Origin of the sequence: Solwaraspora sp. WMMA2065 (assembly GCF_030345075.1) — a bacterium.
Taxonomy (GTDB): Bacteria; Actinomycetota; Actinomycetes; order Mycobacteriales; family Micromonosporaceae; genus Micromonospora_E.
This window is the reverse complement of record NZ_CP128361.1, coordinates 954,070-969,743: the sequence shown is the minus strand read 5'-3', so window position 1 is coordinate 969,743 and position 15,674 is coordinate 954,070. Positions and strand designations below refer to the sequence as shown.

The window sequence follows — 15,674 nt, the reverse complement described above, 5'->3', positions numbered from 1 at the left end:
TGGCTCAGTCCTTGGTCGGCACCTCGTCCGCCGGGGCGGACTCGGTCGTCGCGCTGACGTCGGTCCTAGGCACCACCCGGGCGATCGCCGGTCGGGCGTAGCGCTCGTGCACTCCGGGCGAGACCTCGAGCATCACCGTCTCGTCGTCCATGCTGGACACGGTGCCGTACAGGCCGCCGATGGTGACGACCTCGTCGCCGGTGCTGATCGACGACTGCATCTGCTCGGCTTCGCGGCGCCGCTTCTGCTGCGGCCGGATCATCATGAAGTACATGACGACAAAGAGCAGGCCGATCATCAGGATGGGCATAAAGCTGGCGCCGCCCGCGCCCTCTTGCGCCAAGAACACAACAACAACCTTTCGTCAGCCACTCGCGACGCCGTTACGCTCTGCGGAGGCGGGATCTCACGTGCCGTACAGACCGCGGCGAGTCTAGTCGCTGTGACTGTGAACTCTGTGATCGGCACGGATCACGTTCAGATCACGAGATAGTTTAAGCCTCATCCGAGAATAAATCAGGCATATTGGACACCATGCCGCCTGCCGTACCGGCCCGGGACTGAACACCCGGCACGGCCGGACCGCCGAGCGTTCCCGGCGGCGGCACCCGGCCGAAATGCCGCCAGGTCGCCTCGGTCGCCACCCGCCCCCGGGGGGTACGGGCCAGCAGCCCCGCCCGCACCAGGAACGGCTCGCAGACCTCCTCGACCGTGTCCGGCTGCTCCCCCACCGCCACCGCCAGGGTGGACAACCCGACCGGGCCGCCACCGAACGAGCCGATCAACGCGGTCAGCACCGACCGGTCCAGCCGGTCCAGACCCAGCTCGTCGACGTCGTACACGGCCAACGCCGCCCGGGCGGTATCCCGGTCGACCACCCCGGCCGCCCGCACCTCGGCGTAGTCGCGGACCCGGCGCAGCAGCCGGTTGGCGATCCGCGGAGTCCCCCGGGACCGGCCGGCGATCTCCGCCGCCCCGTCCGGCGTGATCGGCACCGCGAGAATCCCCGCTGACCGGGTCAGCAGCACCTCCAGCTCGGTCGACTCGTAGAAGTCCAGATGCGCGACGAACCCGAACCGGTCCCGCATCGGCCCGGTCAGCAGACCGGCCCGGGTGGTCGCACCGACCAGGGTGAACGGCTCCACGTCCAGCGGAATCGCCGTCGCGCCCGGCCCCTTGCCGACCACCACGTCGACCCGGAAGTCCTCCATCGCGCTGTAGAGCAGTTCCTCGGCCGGCCGAGCGATCCGGTGGATCTCGTCGATGAACAGCACGTCGCCCTCGGCCAGGCTGGTCAGGATCGCCGCCAGGTCACCGGAGCGCTCGATCGCCGGCCCACTGGTCACCCGGATACCCGAACCCAGCTCAGCGGCGACGATGTTGGCCAGCGTCGTCTTGCCCAGCCCCGGCGGGCCGCTGAGCAGAATGTGGTCCGGCGGCGCGCCCCGGCCCATCGCGCCCCGCAGCAGCAGGTCCAGCTGGTCGCGGACCCGGTGCTGGGCGATGAACTCGGCCAGCCGGCGCGGCCGGACGCTGACCTCCGCGTCGCGTTCGGCGTCGCTGGCGTACGCCGACACCAGGCCCTCGACGTCGCCACTCACCGGCTCTTACCCAACAGCCTGATTGCCTGCTTGAGCAGCACCGGGACCGGCGGCGGCGGGCCGTCCAGGCTCTCCGCCACGGCGGCCACCGCCTGGTCGGCCTGCCCGGCGGTCCAGCCCAGCCCGACCAACGCCTGCCGGACCTGTTCCGGCCACGCCCCGGCGGTCACCCCGGCCGCGCCGTCGGCACCCACCGGCACCGGCCCGACCCGGTCCCGCAACTCCAGCACCAGCCGCTCGGCGCCCTTCTTGCCGATCCCCGGCACCCGGGTGAGCGCCGCCGTGTCGGCATTCGCGATCGCCTTGCGCACCGCGTCCGGGGTGAGCACCGACAGCACCGCCTGCGCCAGCCGGGGCCCGACCCCGCTGGCCGTCTGCAGCAGCTCGAACAGCTGCTTCTCGTCGTCGTCGGCGAAGCCGTACAGGGTGAGCGAGTCCTCCCGGACCACCAGGCTGGTGGCCAGCCGGGCCGGGCCGCCGGGCCGCAGGTTGGCCAGGGTGCCCGGGGCACAGTGCACCGCCAGACCGACCCCGCCGACCTCGATCACCGCACTGTCCGGCGCGACCGCCAGCACCACCCCGCGCAGACTCGCGATCATCGGGCACCTCCGCTCCGGGCCGCCCGCTGTGCGGCGGCCAGCCGGTCATGCGTACCACCTCGCCAGATGTGGCAGATCGCCAGGGCGAGCGCGTCGGCGGCGTCCGCCGGGCGCGGTGGGCGGTCCAGCCGCAGCAGCCGGGTGACCATCGCGGTCACCTGGGCCTTGTCGGCCTGGCCGGAACCGGTCACCGCCGCCTTCACCTCACTCGGGGTGTAGGTCCGCACCGGCAGCCCGGCCCGCGCGCCGGCCAGCACGGCCACCGCGCTGGCCTGCGCGGTGCCCATCACGGTACGCACGTTGTGCTGGCTGAACACCCGCTCGACCGCCACGCTGCGCGGCTGATGCTCGGCGACCAGGGCGGTCAGCCGCTCATCGAGGTGCAACAGTCGGTCCGGCAGGTCGTCGGCCGGGTCGGTCTGCACCACGTGGTACGCGACCAGCCGGCACGGCCGACCCGGCACGCCCTCCACCACGCCGACCCCGCACCTGGTCAGGCCAGGGTCGACCCCGAGCACCCGCACCACCGATCCTCCCCCAGCCGACACCGCCGCCACACGTACGTGTGTTCGACACCCTAGCCAACCAGTAGCAGGCCGGGACAGCCGACACGCGTACCGGAGCCACCCGGCCGGTACGTCAGTTCAGCTGTACGTCGATGACCGCGTTCTGGCTCAGGTCGACCGCGTACTCCAGACGCAGGCCGGTGGTGCCGGCGGGGACCTCGAACGGGACGTACCCCTCGACCGAATCACCGGGGGCGAGGGTGACCGCGTCCGGGGCTTCCCCGACCTCGGCGTCGTAGAAGGACGGCGCGTAGGTCTCGTCCGACTCGTCGAGGAGGAAGAACTGCACGACGTTCGACTCCCAGGGTTCGGCGTCGACGTTCTCGATCTTCACCTGGAGGTACAGCACCTCGTTGCCCTCGCCGACCTCCCACAGTGGGGAGCCGGCGGCGGAGGTGCCGAACGATTCGATGGTGAGCCTGCGGCCGTTGAGTTCCTCGGTGAACGGGAGTGGATCCGCCGCGGTGCTGGTGTCACCGCCGGCATCGGCGCCGTCGGCCGGTTCGTCGGCCTGCGACGGCGCCGCTGCTTCCTCGACGCTCGACGACGGCGTCCCCTCCGTCGATGAACAGCCTGTGGCGATGAGCCCGAGTACGCCGAGCACGGCGATCTGGGCAACTGCGGTACCGAGTTTCCTGTTGGCCATCGTGTCCTCGTTTCCGGCTCTGTTGCGACTGGATCTGCGCACCCGAACCACGACAGTGGAGAGCCGCCGGCTCAGGTGATCTTTGACGTCCCCGTGACGCTAGGAGACGTTGTCAAACCGCGCGGCACCGAGCGGCAGACAGCCGTGGCCACGATCGCGTAGCCCAGCAGCGAGGGCGTGCAGCGCAAGACTCCGGTCTCGACCAGTTGGTCTCACCGGTCGAGTCCATCGAGGCGGTCGAGGTGGAAGCCACCGGAGGCGGCGATCTCCTGCAGGTCAGCCAGTGCTCGTCGCCGCCGTTCGCGGCTTACTCTCACCACCTGCCGGAGAGCGTCGGTCACCGTCTCCCGCTCCGTGGTCGTGCCCAACGCGGCAGCGGCTTCCGTCAACAGGTCCTCATCAAGATGCAGGTGCGTCGCGGCCATGGACATCTCCTAGGGGATGGTTCTCCGCTCGGCCGGCAGGTGCACGTTGTGCCCGTGCCGGCTCTCGGGACCCAACAGTGCTCCGACGGCTTGATGCCACAGGTGCATCAAGATGCACCTGTGGCATCAGGCTCAACAAGTGCTAGGCCCCGGGGGCGTTCAGCTGGGACCCGGAAGCCTTGGGTCCCGAGGAGGGGCAGAGGAAATGATGGGACTGCCCGCCGCGAGTCGCTCACGGCAGTAGGCGCACACCGGGGCGGGCGTCCTGGTGACCGCCCCGGGCTGGCGCAACGCGTCGCGGTACGCCCGCACGCTGGTGATGCTGCCGTGCCGCCGTGGGTCGTCGCTGACCTCCCGACCGTAGAGCGTCACCCACGAGAACCACTCCGGGGACGGCCATACCTCCTCAACCCGGAGCCGGACCGGGCGATCGGCGTCCACGTGGTCACACTGCCGCAGCGCCACCAGATCACCGGGGCACACCAGAGCTTCGTCGTCAGGCATCGTCCGACGCCCCGTACGACTCGGCGGACTCGTCCTGGTCGTCGTGCGGGTAGCCGGCGGTCATCAACCCGGAGAGATGCAGTACGGCTCGGATCCGCCGGGCACTACTGGGGTCCCACCGATCCAGGATGGCGACCGCCCGCAGGAACGGCCGGCAGGGTCCGGGTACGCCGCCGCACCGGTGGCACTCACCGGTGGTCCGGTTCGGGATGTGGGTGCGGGCGGTCGAGTTCGCGTCGTGGACCGCCCGGGACAGCTCCGGGGACCGGGCGGCCACCGAGGACTCTGCAGACCTGGGCGGACCGTCGGGGTGAGAGATGCGCCCGGTGCTGGCGATGTGGTGGAGGACCCTGCCGGGGTGGACCTGCTGGAACATCAGTGGGAAGCGATCCGGGAGTATGCTCTGCCGCAGGACCAGAGCCTCGACCTGATCATGAAAGCAGTGGATACATGGACGTGACCACGCCGAGCTGGCGCAAGTCGACCCGCAGCAACGGCAGCAGCAACTGTGTCGAGGTCGCCGACAATCTTCCCGGCCGCGTCCACGTCCGGGACACCAAGGACCGCGATGGCGGCACCCTGACCTTCCACCCGGCCGTCTGGTCCCGATTCGTCGAGGTGGCGAAGACGCACAGCTGAATCCGCGTACGGACAGACGACAAGCCCCGGCCCCATCTCAACGGGATCCGGGGCTTTCCGCTGCTGACCAGCGGACAGTAGGCAGCATCAACAGCCCTGGCCGGTCAGCCGACGGCGGCCATGATCTCGTCGGAGACGTCGAAGTTCGCGTAGACGTTCTGCACGTCGTCGCAGTCCTCCAGGACGTCGATCAGCTTGAAGATCCGCCGGGCACCGTCCTCGTCCAGCGGCACGTTCATGCTCGGCACCAGGGACGACTCGGCGGACTCGTAGTCGATGCCGGCGTCGACCAACGCGGTGCGCACCGCGACCAGGTCACCTGGCTCGCTGACCACCTCGAAGGCCTCGCCAAGGTCGTTGACCTCCTCGGCACCGGCGTCGAGCACCGCGAGCATGACGTCGTCCTCGGAGTGCTCGCCCTTGGGCACGATCACCACGCCCTTGCGGGAGAACAGGTACGACACCGAGCCGGCGTCGGCCAGCGAACCGCCGTTACGGGTCAGCGCGGTACGCACCTCGGTCGCCGCCCGGTTGCGGTTGTCGGTCAGGCACTCGACGAGCAGGGCGACACCGTTCGGCCCGTACCCCTCGTACATGATCGTCTGCCAGTCGGCGCCGCCGGCCTCCAGGCCGGAGCCGCGCTTGACCGCGCGGTCGATGTTGTCGTTGGGTACGGAGCTCTTCTTCGCCTTCTGGATGGCGTCGTACAGGGTGGGGTTGCCGGCCGGGTCACCCCCGCCGGTCCGGGCGGCGACCTCGACGTTCTTAATCAGTTTGGCGAACATCTTGCCGCGTTTGGCGTCGATGACCGCCTTCTTGTGCTTGGTCGTCGCCCACTTGGAGTGGCCGGACATGTGCACCTCCGTCGCTTCCCACCTGCGGGGTCAGCCTGCCGCGACGGCCATCTCCACGAACAGTCGGTGCACCCGACCGTCGCCGGTCAGCTCTGGGTGGAAGGCCGTGGCGAGCAGATTGCCCTGCCGAACCGCGACAATCCTACCTGTGGCCGCTCCGGCGGCTACCCGGCCCAGCACCTCGACGTCCTCGCCGACCCGTTCGACCCACGGCGCGCGGATGAAAACCGCGTGGAACGGCGGGCCGTCGACACCGTCGATGACCACCGGCGCCTCGAAGGAATCCACCTGCCGGCCGAACGCGTTGCGCCGCACCGCCATCGAGATGCCGGCGAAGGACAGCTGGTCGGGCCGGCCGTCGAGGATCTCGTCGGCCAGCATGATCATGCCGGCGCAGGACCCGTACACCGGCATGCCGGCGGCGATCCGCTTGCGGATCGGCTCCAGCAGGTCGAACTCGACCGCCAGTTTGCTGATCGTGGTCGACTCGCCGCCGGGCACCACCAAGGCGTCGACCTGCTCCAGCTCCTCGGGGCGACGGACCGGGCGGGCGGTGGCACCGCATTCGGTCAGCGCCCGCAGGTGCTCGCGGACGTCGCCCTGCAGCGCCAGTACGCCGACCCGCACCCGCGCGTCGGGAGCCGACTGGGCCGCGCCGGTCACCAGCCGCGCTCAGCGAGACGGTGCGGCACCGGGATGTCGTCGACGTTGATGCCGACCATCGCCTCGCCGAGCCCACGGGAGACCTTCGCGAGCACGTCCGGGTCGTCGTGGAATGTGGTGGCCTTGACGATCGCCGCCGCCCGCTGGGCAGGGTTGCCGGACTTGAAGATGCCGGAGCCGACGAAGACCCCCTCGGCGCCGAGCTGCATCATCATCGCCGCGTCCGCCGGGGTGGCGATACCGCCGGCGGTGAACAGCACCACCGGCAGCTTCCCGGTCTCGGCGACCTCCCGGACCAGGTCGTACGGGGCCTGCAGCTCCTTCGCCGCGACGTACAGCTCGTCGGGTGACAGGGAGGTCAGCCGGCGGATCTCGGCGCCGATGCGCCGCATGTGGGTGGTGGCGTTGGAGACGTCGCCGGTGCCGGCCTCGCCCTTGGAGCGGATCATCGCGGCGCCCTCGGTGATCCGGCGCAGCGCCTCACCGAGGTTGGTCGCCCCGCAGACGAACGGCACGGTGAACGCCCACTTGTCGATGTGGTTGGCGAAGTCGGCCGGGGTGAGGACCTCGGACTCGTCGACATAGTCCACGCCGAGCGCCTGCAGCACCTGGGCCTCGACGAAGTGTCCGATCCGGGCCTTGGCCATCACCGGGATGGAGACCGCTTCGATGATGCCGTCGATCATGTCTGGGTCGCTCATCCGGGACACACCGCCCTGGGCACGGATGTCGGCGGGCACCCGTTCCAGGGCCATCACCGCGACTGCCCCGGCGTCCTCGGCGATCTTCGCCTGCTCGGGCGTGACCACGTCCATGATCACGCCGCCCTTGAGCATCTCGGCCATGCCGCGCTTGACCCGGGCGGTACCGGTGACGGAGGCGGGCGCGACGGCACCCGGGGCGGCGACCTGAGCAGCGGGGGTCTCGGACACGACGGATCGGCTCCTCGGCGAAGTGCGCGACAGGGGGTACGCCTGGGATGCTACGCCCGCCGGCGGGGTCCACCGACAGCCAATCGACAACCCGGTGGCCTGCCCTGTGGCCCAGATCACCGGCAAGTAGCCCCAGGTCACCGGCGGGTAGGCGCGATCACCGGCGGGTCGGGTCCACCACCCGGGTAAGGGTCGGATCGTCGATGTCGAAGTAGCGAGGTTCGTCGTGCCGGCGGCCGAAGCGCAGCAGCCGCACCAGCGGCCGCCGGCGGGCCAGCAACGCGTCGCGGACCAGGTCGGTGTGCAGTTGACGGGCCAGCACCAGCCGGCGGCTGGCCACCACCACCGCCTCGGTCGCCGGATCCGGGCTGGTCAGCGCCGTCGCCCGCAACTGCCGGGTGAGGTCGTTCTCGGCGGCCTCACGCTCCTCCGGGGACGCGGCGTCCAACGCGATCCGGGCCGCCGCGTACAGCTCCACCGCGTACTCCTCCTCGGCGAGCACCGCGGCGGCCGCCGCCCGGCGCAGCAGGTGCGCGTCGAGCGCCCGGGCGGCCGCCGCAACCCGGACGTGCAGCCGGTCCACCCGGGCCGCGGTCCAGGTGAGGTACGCCGACAGCAGGACGACCGCGACGCTCACACCGACCACCCACCGCATTCCCGGCATCGTAGTGCCGCCGGTGCAGGCCCCGTGGACCCGATCATGGTGGCTCCGCCCACTCCTGGTAGAGCACCCGCCCGTCGGTGGCTTCGATCGCGGCGGCGTACACCTCCAGCACCTGGCGGGCCACCGCGGGCCAGTCGAAGGTCGCCACCACCTGCCGGGCGTGGTCGGCGAGCGCTTCCCGGCGCGGCGCGTCGTCCAGCAGCCGGGCGACGGCCCGGCGCAGCGCCACCGGGTCACCGGTGGGGAACAGTTCCCCGGCCCGGCCGTCGTCGAGCACCCGGCGGAACGCGTCCAGGTCACTGGCGACCACCGCCGCGCCGGCGGCCATCGCCTCGGTGAGGATCATGCCGAACGACTCACCGCCGATGTTCGGCGCGACGTAGAGGTGCACGCTGCGCAGCATCCGGGCCTTGTCCGGCTCCGACACCAGCCCGAGGAAGGTCACCCGGTCGCGCAGCCCGGCCGGGACGGCGGCGTACAGGTCGTCGGGCCGGCCCGGACCGGCCACCAGCAGCCGCAGGCCCGGGCGGTCCGGGGCCAGCGCGACGAACGCCTCACGGAGCAGACCGAAGCCCTTGCGCGGCTCGGTGAACCGGCCGAGGAAGCCGAGCGTGCCGCCGGTGCCCGGACCGCAGTCACCCGGCCAGCCGGGCAGCGGCTCGGCGTTGGCGTACTTCGCCACCGCCACCCCGTTGGGGATCTCCACCGCGCCGCCGTCGAGGTGTTCGACCTGCACCCTGCGGGCCAGCGCCGACACCGCGATCCGGGCGGTGATCTTCTCCAGCACCAGCTGCAGCATGCCCTGCGCGGCGGCCAGCGCCCGGGACCTGGTCATCGCGGTGTGGAAGGTGGCCACCACCGGACCCCGGGCGCAGAGCACCGCGAGCAGGCTGACGCTGAGCGCGAACGGCTCGTGCACGTGCAGTACGTCGAACTGGCCACGGTTGAGCCAGCGCCGGACCCGGGCGGTGACCACCGGGCCGAAACTCACCCGGGCCACCGAGCCGTTGTACGGCACCGGCACCGAGCGGCCGGCGGCCACCACGTACGGCGGCAGCGCGGCGTCCTCGTCCGCCGGTGCCAGCACGCTCACCTCGTGGCCGAGATCGATCAGCGCCTCAGCGAGGTCGACGACGTGGTTCTGCACCCCTCCGGGGACGTCGAAGGAGTACGGGCACACGATGCCGATCCGCACGGTGGCCCCCGCTCATCCCGGCCCGGTGGCCGAGCTGCCCGACCGGTCCCGGTCGGGGTCGGGGTCGGGCCGCTCGTCCAGCCACAGCCGCTGCATCATGTGCCAGTCCTGCGGGTGGCGGGCGATACCGACCGCCAGCCGGTCGGCGATCTGCTGGGTCAGCAGGCGGACCCGCACGTCCAGCGGGCCGACCGACGGGTCGGGAAGCGGCACCGGCCCGTCCAACGCGCCGTGTGCGCGGTCCGGTTCGAACCACATGGTGGTGACGTAGAGCGGGGCACCGGTACGCAGCGCGAGCAGCGCCGGACCGGCCGGCATCCGGGTCCGGCCGCCGAAAAAACTGACCTCGACGCCCCGGGCGGACAGGTCACGGTCGGCCAGCAGCGGCACGACGTGGCCGGCGGCGAGCCGGTCAATCAGGACGTCGAACGGTGGCCGGGGACCGCCAGAGGCCGGGACGATCTCCATGCCGAGACGTTGCCGGACGGCGACGAACCGGTTGTATACGCCTTCCGGTCGCAGTCGTTCGGCGACCGTGGTCAGCGGCCAGTCGTTGGCCGCCACCCAGGCACCCGCCGCGTCCCAGTTGCCGGCGTGCGGCAACGCCACCACCGAGCCGCGCCCGGCGGCCACGTTGGCGGCGAGCATCTGCGCACCGGCCAGGTGGAAACCGGCGAGCCGCTGCTGTCGACTGAGTGACGGCAGCCGGAACATCTCCATCCAGTACCGGGCGTACGAACGCACCGCGTCCCGGGTGAGCCGGTCGAACTCGGCCGCCGGCAGATCCGGGCCGACCACCCGGCGCAGGTTGGCGGCGAGCCGGCGGACCGACGCCGCGCCGCGCCGGTGCGCCCGGTCGGCGCCGACGCGGAACAGGGCGGCGGCGGCCGGCCGGGGCAGCGTCCGGATCAGCCGCCAGGCCGCCGCGTAGCCCAGCTCGACCGGGGTCACGCGTCCACGCCCTGCGCCGCCTGCCGGGGACCCGCCGCAGCGGTGGTCTGCTGGTGCACGTGGGCGATCCGCTGCCAGACCGTCACCAGCGACAGCGCGGCGAGCAGCCAGAGCGCGGCCGGCAGCCCCCAGCTGACACCGAGGCCGCTGAGCAGGCCGCCGACGCCGACCAGGATCAGCCGCTCGGCCCGTTCGGCGACGCCGACGTTGCAGGTCATCCCGAGCCCTTCGGCGCGCGCCTTCACGTAGGACACGATGCCACCGGCGACCAGGCAGATCAGCGCCGCGACCGCACCCGCCCGGTTGCCGCTGACCGCGAGCCAGTACGCCACCGAGCCGAAGATCGCCCCATCGGCGATCCGGTCCATGCTCGAGTCGAGGAATGCGCCGAAGGTGCTCGACCCGCCGCGCAGCCGGGCCATCGTGCCGTCCAGCACGTCGGTCAGGGCGGACAGCGTGACGATCACCAGACCGGTGATCAGGTGGCCACGGGCGCCGAAGCCGATCGCCCCGACGAGCACACCGACGGTGCCGGCGACCGTGACCGCGTTCGGCGAGATCCCTGCGCCGAGCAGTCCGCGGGCTACCGGCTCGATCACCCGGGTGATGCCCGCGCGGACGGACACTCTGAAGATCTTCGCCATGGCGGTCCCACGATAACGGTCGACGGAAAGGGTCGGCACGGTGGCCACGAACGTGAACCGGTGGCGGTCACCTCGCGCGCCGGACTTGTGTACGGCGCGTCGCGGGTGTGGGATCGACACGTGAACGTGAGCGAGCTCACCCGGGCCCGGTTCACGTTACCGAGCAGGTCCCGCCCGCCTGAAGATGTCGCCGCGGATTCACCCCGCGGTCATCCTCTGCGGTCCCCGGCCGGCCGTTCCGGTCCGGACCGGAGCCCGGCCTGGTCCGCAGCGCGGTCGCCCCACCCAGTCAGGCAGCCAGGAGGTGCGCAGTCATGGCGCAGAAGAACCACGACAGGGGGCCCGCCGGGTCCGTTGCGGTGGTCACCGATCCCGAACGGATCCGCAATGTGGTGCTGGTCGGGCACTCCGGTGCCGGCAAGACCACATTGATCGAGGCGTTGCTGGCCGCCACCGGGACGATCAGCCGGGCGGGGCAGGTCCCGGACGGCACGACGGTCTGCGACCACGATCCGGCCGCGGTACGCCAGCTACGCTCCGTCGCGTTGACCTGCGCGCCACTGTTCCACCGCGACATCAAGGTCAACCTGTTGGACACCCCGGGGTACGCGGACTTCGTCGGCGAACTGCGGGCCGGACTACGCGCCGCCGATGCCGCGCTGTTCGTGGTCTGCGCGGCGGACGGGATGGACGCGGCCACCGCCGCGCTGTGGGAGGAGTGCGCGGCGGTCGGCATGCCCCGGGCGGTGGCGCTCACCCGTCTCGACCATCCGCGCGCCGACGTCGACGAAACCGTCGCGCTGTGTCAACGGGTCTTCGGCGACAACGTGCTGCCGCTGCACCTGCCGATGCTCGCCGACGACGGGGTGGGCATCGCCGGGCTGCTGGATCTGCTCGCCCGGCAGGTGCTGGACTACTCGACCGGCCATCCCCCGCAGGTGCGGGAGCCGGACCCGGAGCACCTGCCGGCGATCGCCGAGGCACGCGACGAACTGATCGAGGGGATCATCGCCGAAAGCGAGGACGAGACCCTGCTCGACCGGTACCTCGCCGGCGAGCAGATCGACCCGAAGATGCTGGTCGACGACCTGGAGACAGCGGTGGCCCGGGGCCACTTCCATCCGGTGCTGCCGGTCTGCGCCCACACCGGGGTCGGGCTCGACGCGCTGCTGTGGCTGTTGACCGCTGCCTTCCCGGCACCGCCCGAGCACACCCTTCCGGCGGTGACCGGGCTGGACGGCACGCCCCGGCCGCCGCTGGGCTGCGACCCGGCCGGCCCGCTGGTCGCCGAGGTGGTCCGGACCACCGTCGACCGGCACGTCGGCCGGGTGTCGCTGGTCCGGGTCTTCTCCGGCACGCTGCGCACCGACCGTACGGTGCACGTGGCCGGGCATGGCCTCAGCCAGCGGGGCCACCCCGACCACGACGCCGACGAACGGGCGGCGCACATCTACAGCCCACTGGGTGCCCAGCTGCGGGAGGTCGAGTTCTGCGTCGCCGGGGACATCTGCGCGTTGACCAAGTCGGGCAGCGCGGAGACCGGTGACACCATCTCGGCGGCCACGGATCCGCTGCTGGTCGAGCCGTGGGAGATGCCCGAACCCCTGCTGCCGGTGGCGGTCGTCGCCCGTACCCGGTCGGATGAGGACGCGATGGCCCGCAACCTGGGCCGGCTGGTCGCCGGTGATCCGACGCTGCGGCTGGAACGCAATGCCGAGACCCGCCAACTGGTGCTCTGGTGCATGGGCGAGGCGCACGCCGACGTGTTGTTGGACCGGCTGCGCTCCGGCGGCGTCGAGGTGGACGTCGAGCCGGTCCGGGTGCCGCTGCGGGAGACGTTCACCGCGCCGGCCCGGGGGCACGGACGACACGTGAAGCAGTCCGGCGGGCACGGACAATACGCGGTGTGCGAGATCGAGGTGGAGCCGCTTCCGGAGGGCAGCGGCTTCGAGTTCGTCGACCGGGTGGTCGGCGGGGCGGTGCCGCACAACTACATCCCATCGGTGGAGAAAGGCGTGCGGGCCCAGATGGACCGGGGCGTGGTCAGCGGACATCCGGTGGTCGACCTGCGGGTGACCCTGGTGGACGGCAAGGCACATCCGGTCGACTCGTCGGACGCGGCGTTCCAGACCGCCGGGGCGCTGGCCCTGCGGGACGCGGCCACCACCGGCCGACCGACGCTGCTGGAACCGGTCGATGCGATCATGGTGCGGGTGCCGACCGGTGCGGTCGGGTCGGTGCTCGGCGACCTGGCCGGCCGACGCGCCCGGGTGCTCGGCACCACCGGCGATGACGAATCCGGCGACCGGACGGTCATCCGCGCCGAGGTGCCGGCGACCGAACTGCTGCGGTACGCGGTGCAGCTGCGCTCGATCACCGGAGGTGCCGGCACGTTCCGGCGGGCGTTCGCCCGCTACGAACGCGTATCGTCCAGTTGACCCTCAGCCTCCGGTCCGACTGCTGTGAACGAGACTGCGTCCGGTGTCGACGACAGTGTCCTCTGCCGGCCGCGGTGTCCAGCCGAAGGTTTCGCGGGCGGCGTCGGTGCAGACCGGGCGACGCACCCCCAGGTTGCCGACCATTGCCCGCAGCTGCGGGACGAACGGGGCCAGAATCCGCACCAGCGTCGATGGCATCGCTCGGATGGAGACCTTCGCTGCGTCCGCGCCGAGCCGGCGGCGCAGGATCGCGGCGATATCCCGCAACGACAGCAGGGCGCCGCTGGCGGCGAGGTAGCGGTGCCCGGCGGCTTCCGGCGTCAGCATGGCGGCCATCTGCAGGTCTGCGAGGTCCCGCACATCGACCGGGGACACCCACAGGTCGGGAACGCGCGGCATCCGGCCGGACAGCATCGCCTGGATGATGCCTACCGAGGGGGGATGGTCGCTGCTGAGGACCGGCCCGAAGATTCCGGTGGGGTTGAGGACCACCAACTCCACACCTCCGTCGGTACCCTCGACGAAGTCCCATGCCGCCCGCTCGGCGACGGTCTTGGACTTGATGTACGGGTCGATACCCGGCGCGTCGGGATCCGTCCAGTCCTGTTCGGTGAAGGGACGGTCCGGCGGTTGCTGGCCATAGCCGACCGCCCCAAACGACGACGTCATCACCACTCGATGTACTCCTGCGTCGCGGGCGGCCCGCAACACTCTGAGCGTGCCGTCGCGGGCCGGCAAGACCAGATCGTTCTCGTTGGCCGGTCGGATTCCGGGGAACGGGGAGGCGATGTGCAGGATGTAGCGACAGCCCTGTGCGGCGGCGTCCCAGCCGGCGTCCTCGGTGAGGTCGGCGGTCACCACCTCGATGGAGTCGTCGCCGACGGTGCGGCGTAGCTCGGGGGTCCGGGCCGGCGAGCGTACGGTTGTCCGGACCTGGAAGTTGCGGGCCAGGGCACCTCGGATCACGTACGAGGCGACGAAGCCGGTGCCACCGGTGACCAGGATACGGTTTGTTGACATCGAGATTCCCCAAACTTGACAGCGCGAACCAACGATCACGGACCGTGATCGCTCGGGACAGGCAACGAGCTCGTCGGATGACCTGGGCCAGACGGCGCGGGAGCTGACTCAGCCGCGCGTCGCGCTCAGCAGCGGCAACAGGACCTCATCGACGATTCGGGCGGCCAGGCCGGGCCGGTGACCGAGGTAGAGCTGGCCGGCCAGCAACGGCCCGAGGAGGATCTGGTCCACCAGATCGAGGACCGGGTTGTCCGGGCCGATCCGCCCGGCGTCGACGTGTCGCTGAAGCATCCGACGCATCGCCTGGATCTGCGGCTCGATCATGAGCTCGCGGAGGGCGAGCATCAGCTCGGGATTGAGCAACACGTCCCGGGCCAGACCCGTCATGGCCGCGTCATGCGAGTCCCTGATTCGGGCCGCGTCGCTGGCTATCGTCGCCAGTGCCAGCAGGTCGCCGCGGAGGGAGCCGGTGTCGATTTCGATCGCCGGAGCGGGCTTCTGCGCCTGCAGAGCCCGAATGACCAGCATCGACTTGCTCTCCCAGCGCCGGTACAACGTAGCGGTGCTGGCCTTTGCCGCAGCCGCGATGTCGTCGATGGTGACCGCGTCGTAGCCGCGCTCGCGCACCATCGCCAGTGCGACCGTCAGCAGCTCCTGCTCGCGCTCCGCCGAGAGCCGGCTGCGACGCGGTCTGGCCTGCGTCTCCGACACCGTCACCTCCTCGCCCCTACCGACACTACGAAAACCAGATACCGAAATCAAGTTTTCGACAACTAGTTTTCGCTAACGGGGATACCCCTGTCAGGTCGCCGGCCACGCCCCGCTGAACAGGTCGCGGGTGTCGGCGAGCAGCTGCGGCAGCACCTTGGTACGGCCGATCACCGGCATGAAGTTCGCGTCCCCGCCCCACCGGGGCACCACGTGCTGGTGCAGGTGGGCGGCGATGCCGGCACCGGCCACCCCACCCTGGTTCATCCCGATGTTGAAGCCGTGCGCGCTGCTCACGGCGCGGATCACCCGCATCGCGGTCTGGGTGAACTCGGCCAGCTCGGCGGTCTCGGCCCGGTCCAACTCCGGGTAGTCCGCGACGTGCCGGTACGGGCAGATCAACAGGTGACCGGGGTTGTACGGGTAGAGGTTGAGCACGGCGAAGACCCGTTCGCCCCGGGCCACCACCAGACTCTGCTCGGCCGGCCGACCGGGGGCCAGGCAGAACGGGCAGCCGGTCGGCGAGTCGTAGCCACCGTCGGGCCGGTCCGCACCGGAGATGTACGCCATCCGGTGCGGTGTCCAGAGTCGTTCCAGGCCATCCGGGCCCGGTTGTCCGGTCGTG

General features: G+C 71.2%; 19 protein-coding genes. 2 read left to right on the top strand and 17 right to left on the bottom strand.

The genetic code is table 11. From position 1 onward, the window contains the following. Positions 1-4: 4 nt before the first annotated feature. The 7 genes from yajC to O7610_RS04440 form a co-directional block, all read right to left on the bottom strand. Positions 5-349, bottom strand: coding sequence for a preprotein translocase subunit YajC (yajC, locus tag O7610_RS04470; protein ID WP_475049474.1), 345 nt, complete (start codon positions 347-349; stop codon positions 5-7). Between the two features lie 145 nt (positions 350-494). After that, entirely contained in the window at positions 495-1,601 is a 1,107-nt protein-coding gene (gene ruvB, locus O7610_RS04465) for a Holliday junction branch migration DNA helicase RuvB (RefSeq protein ID WP_281554484.1), read from the bottom strand. After that, entirely contained in the window at positions 1,598-2,200 is a 603-nt protein-coding gene (gene ruvA, locus O7610_RS04460; protein ID WP_289212706.1) for a Holliday junction branch migration protein RuvA, read from the bottom strand. The genes ruvB and ruvA overlap by 4 nt, the downstream gene beginning before the upstream one ends. Further along, on the bottom strand, positions 2,197-2,724 hold the full coding sequence (gene ruvC, locus O7610_RS04455) for a crossover junction endodeoxyribonuclease RuvC (protein ID WP_289212705.1): 528 nt from the start codon (positions 2,722-2,724) through the stop codon (positions 2,197-2,199). The genes ruvA and ruvC overlap by 4 nt, the downstream gene beginning before the upstream one ends. 115 nt (positions 2,725-2,839) lie before the next feature. Beyond that, a complete protein-coding gene (locus tag O7610_RS04450; RefSeq protein ID WP_289212704.1) occupies positions 2,840-3,412 on the bottom strand; it encodes a DUF4352 domain-containing protein in 573 nt (190 codons plus the stop codon). 212 nt (positions 3,413-3,624) lie between these two features. Then, complete coding sequence (locus tag O7610_RS04445) at positions 3,625-3,837, bottom strand: type II toxin-antitoxin system VapB family antitoxin (protein ID WP_281554480.1); 213 nt, start codon at positions 3,835-3,837, stop codon at positions 3,625-3,627. A gap of 496 nt (positions 3,838-4,333) precedes the next feature. Beyond that, entirely contained in the window at positions 4,334-4,618 is a 285-nt protein-coding gene (locus O7610_RS04440) for a hypothetical protein (protein WP_281554479.1), read from the bottom strand. Positions 4,619-4,791: 173 nt separating this feature from the next. On the opposite strand from O7610_RS04440, the gene O7610_RS04435 reads away from it, so the two are divergent. After that, positions 4,792-4,980 (top strand): DUF397 domain-containing protein, encoded by a 189-nt coding sequence (locus O7610_RS04435; protein ID WP_281554478.1) that lies wholly within the window; start codon positions 4,792-4,794, stop codon positions 4,978-4,980. A 104-nt stretch (positions 4,981-5,084) separates the two neighbouring features. On the opposite strand, the gene O7610_RS04430 is transcribed toward O7610_RS04435, so the two are convergent. The 7 genes from O7610_RS04430 to pgsA form a co-directional block, all read right to left on the bottom strand. Beyond that, positions 5,085-5,834 carry a YebC/PmpR family DNA-binding transcriptional regulator gene (locus O7610_RS04430; protein WP_123601103.1) on the bottom strand — a complete coding sequence of 250 codons (750 nt, stop codon included), beginning with the start codon at positions 5,832-5,834 and terminating at the stop codon, positions 5,085-5,087. A gap of 30 nt (positions 5,835-5,864) precedes the next feature. Beyond that, positions 5,865-6,461, bottom strand: coding sequence for a pyridoxal 5'-phosphate synthase glutaminase subunit PdxT (gene pdxT, locus O7610_RS04425; RefSeq protein WP_281555546.1), 597 nt, complete (start codon positions 6,459-6,461; stop codon positions 5,865-5,867). A gap of 32 nt (positions 6,462-6,493) precedes the next feature. Further along, the gene (pdxS, locus tag O7610_RS04420; protein ID WP_289212703.1) at positions 6,494-7,429 is read right to left on the bottom strand and encodes a pyridoxal 5'-phosphate synthase lyase subunit PdxS; all 936 of its coding nucleotides are present in this window, start codon (positions 7,427-7,429) and stop codon (positions 6,494-6,496) included. A 157-nt stretch (positions 7,430-7,586) separates the two neighbouring features. Then, positions 7,587-8,093: a hypothetical protein gene (locus O7610_RS04415; protein ID WP_289212702.1), complete on the bottom strand. Its 507-nt coding sequence runs from the start codon at positions 8,091-8,093 to the stop codon at positions 7,587-7,589. Between the two features lie 34 nt (positions 8,094-8,127). Next, the gene (locus O7610_RS04410) at positions 8,128-9,288 is read right to left on the bottom strand and encodes a glycosyltransferase family 4 protein (RefSeq protein ID WP_289212701.1); all 1,161 of its coding nucleotides are present in this window, start codon (positions 9,286-9,288) and stop codon (positions 8,128-8,130) included. A gap of 12 nt (positions 9,289-9,300) precedes the next feature. Further along, positions 9,301-10,239 (bottom strand): phosphatidylinositol mannoside acyltransferase, encoded by a 939-nt coding sequence (locus O7610_RS04405; RefSeq protein ID WP_281554475.1) that lies wholly within the window; start codon positions 10,237-10,239, stop codon positions 9,301-9,303. After that, positions 10,236-10,883 (bottom strand): phosphatidylinositol phosphate synthase, encoded by a 648-nt coding sequence (pgsA, locus tag O7610_RS04400; protein WP_289212700.1) that lies wholly within the window; start codon positions 10,881-10,883, stop codon positions 10,236-10,238. The genes O7610_RS04405 and pgsA overlap by 4 nt, the downstream gene beginning before the upstream one ends. A 314-nt stretch (positions 10,884-11,197) precedes the next feature. Here pgsA and O7610_RS04395 point away from each other — a divergent pair, with 314 nt between their 5' ends. Then, complete coding sequence (locus O7610_RS04395) at positions 11,198-13,321, top strand: elongation factor G-like protein EF-G2 (RefSeq protein WP_289212699.1); 2,124 nt, start codon at positions 11,198-11,200, stop codon at positions 13,319-13,321. A 3-nt stretch (positions 13,322-13,324) separates the two neighbouring features. On the opposite strand, the gene O7610_RS04390 is transcribed toward O7610_RS04395, so the two are convergent. The 3 genes from O7610_RS04390 to O7610_RS04380 form a co-directional block, all read right to left on the bottom strand. Next, complete coding sequence (locus O7610_RS04390; RefSeq protein ID WP_281554472.1) at positions 13,325-14,341, bottom strand: SDR family oxidoreductase; 1,017 nt, start codon at positions 14,339-14,341, stop codon at positions 13,325-13,327. A gap of 108 nt (positions 14,342-14,449) precedes the next feature. Continuing rightward, complete coding sequence (locus tag O7610_RS04385; protein WP_281554471.1) at positions 14,450-15,058, bottom strand: TetR-like C-terminal domain-containing protein; 609 nt, start codon at positions 15,056-15,058, stop codon at positions 14,450-14,452. Between the two features lie 84 nt (positions 15,059-15,142). Beyond that, a complete protein-coding gene (locus O7610_RS04380; RefSeq protein WP_281555545.1) occupies positions 15,143-15,619 on the bottom strand; it encodes an HIT family protein in 477 nt (158 codons plus the stop codon). Positions 15,620-15,674: the final 55 nt, after the last annotated feature.